This is a genomic window from Burkholderia sp. AcTa6-5 (genome assembly GCF_017815075.1).
Taxonomy (GTDB): domain Bacteria; phylum Pseudomonadota; class Gammaproteobacteria; order Burkholderiales; family Burkholderiaceae; genus Burkholderia; species Burkholderia sola.
Genome location: NZ_JAGIQE010000029.1, coordinates 20340 through 22618 on the forward strand (window position 1 = coordinate 20340; position 2279 = coordinate 22618).

The following is a 2279-nucleotide window of genomic DNA, read 5'->3' on the forward strand; positions in this document are numbered from 1 at the left end:
AGCGACGTGATCGAGCTATTCGCCGACGACAGCCCCGTCGAGGTCGAGGTCGAGAGCGACGTGATGGAGCTGTTCGCGGACGACAGACCTGTCGAAGTCGAAGTGGACAGCGACGTGATCGAGCTGTTAGCCGACGACAAGCCGGTGGACGTGGAGGTCGACAACGACGTCACCGAGCTATCGGTCGAGCTGAGGCCCGTCGACAGCGAATTGATGCCGGTCGAGGTCGATGTGGACAGCGACGTGATGGAGCTGTTGGCCGACGACAGGCCGGTCGAGGTCGAAGTCGACAGCGACGTGATGGAGCTATTCGCCGACGACAGGCCGGTCGACGTGGAGGTCGACAACGACGTCACCGAGCTATCGGTCGAGCTGAGGCCCGTCGACAACGAATTGATACCCGTCGAGGTCGAGGTCGACAGCGACGAGATCGAGCTGTTGGCCGACGACAGGCCAGTCGAGGTCGAAGTCGAGAGCGACGTGATCGAGCTATTCGCCGACGAGAGACCTGTCGAGGTCGAGGTCGAGAGCGACGTGATGGAGCTGTTCGCGGACGACAGACCTGTCGAAGTCGAAGTGGACAGCGACGTGATCGAGCTGTTAGCCGACGACAAGCCGGTGGACGTGGAGGTCGACAACGACGTCACCGAGCTATCGGTCGAGCTGAGGCCCGTCGACAGCGAATTGATGCCGGTCGAGGTCGATGTGGACAGCGACGTGATGGAGCTGTTGGCCGACGACAGGCCGGTCGACGTGGAGGTCGACAACGACGTCACCGAGCTATCGGTCGAGCTGAGGCCCGTCGACAGCGAATTGATACCCGTCGAGGTCGAAGTCGAGAGCGACGTGATAGAGCTATTCGCCGACGACAAGCCGGTGGACGTGGAAGTCGACAGCGACGTCACCGAGCTATCGGTCGAGCTAAGGCCCGTCGACAGCGAGCTGATGCCGGTCGAGGTCGACGTGGACAGAGAGGTGATCGAGCTGTTAGCCGACGACAGGCCGGTGGACGTGGAGGTCGACAGCGACGTCACCGCGCTGTTGGTCGAGCTGAGGCCCGTCGACAACGAGTTGATGCCGGTCGAAGTCGAAGTGGACAGCGACGTGATCGAGCTATTCGCCGACGACAAGCCGGTGGACGTGGAAGTCGACAGCGACGTCACCGAGCTGTTGGTCGAGCTGAGGCCGGTCGACAGCGAATTGATACCCGTCGAGGTCGAAGTCGACAGTGAGGTGATCGAGCTGTTGGCGGACGACAGACCCGTCGAAGTCGAAGTCGAGAGCGATGTGATGGAGCTGTTAGCCGACGAGAGGCCGGTCGAAGTCGAAGTCGAGAGCGACGTAATCGAGCTATTCGCCGACGAGAGGCCCGTCGAGGTCGAAGTCGAGAGCGACGTGATCGAGCTATTGGCCGACGACAGGCCGGTCGAGGTCGACGTGGACAGCGAGGTGATCGAGCTATTAGCCGACGACAGGCCGGTCGAAGTCGAAGTGGACAGCGAGGTGATCGAGCTATTCGCCGACGACAGACCCGTCGAAGTCGACGTCGACAGCGACGAAATGGCGCTGGTCGCGGTACCGACTTGTTGGGCGACGGAATAAAGCTGGCTGCCGTTGATCGCGTCCGTACTGGTCTCGGTTACTTGGCCGGCGGCGACGTTGGTGATCTGCCGTTCTTTGTTGAAGTCGCCGACGCTGACGGTGCCGACCGGCGTGGCGCCAGCGAATCCGCCGAACGTTACGCCGTTGACGGTCGCGCTGCTCGTCGGGCTGGCCGGGGCAGTCACCGAGTTCGCGCCGAGCGCGACGGAGTTGTTCGTGCCGGCGACGGCACCGGTGCCGATGGCGACGGCGTCGGTGCCCGTCGCGGTGCTGTCGGCGCCGGTCGAGTTTGCGTGGAAGTACTTGATGCCCTGGCTGTTGATGTTGTTGATCGCCGAGCCCACGCTGTTGGCCGTCGACGTCGTGCCGTTCGCGTTGTACGTGGTGTACGCCGGAGCCGAGACCGTGCCCGTCGTCGGGTCGTACGTCGAACCACCGCCAAGTGCGGACGCGGTGCTGTTACCCAGGTTGTCTGTCTTCGTCGAGACCGAGCTGAGGCCGGTGGAGAGCGAGTTGATGCCGGTCGAGGTTGAGGTCGACAGCGAAGTGATCGAGCTGTTAGCCGAGCTGAGGCCAGTGGACAGCGAGTTGATGCCAGTCGAAGTCGACGTCGACAGCGAAGCGATCGAACTATTCGCCGACGAGAGCCCCGTCGACGTGGACGACGAAAGCGACGT

At 62.8% G+C, this 2279-nt stretch carries 1 pseudogene; it reads right to left on the reverse strand.

Annotation, left to right across the window (positions count from 1 at the left end):
- Positions 1-2279: pseudogene (locus J8I33_RS34640) on the reverse strand (hemagglutinin); the annotation flags it as partial.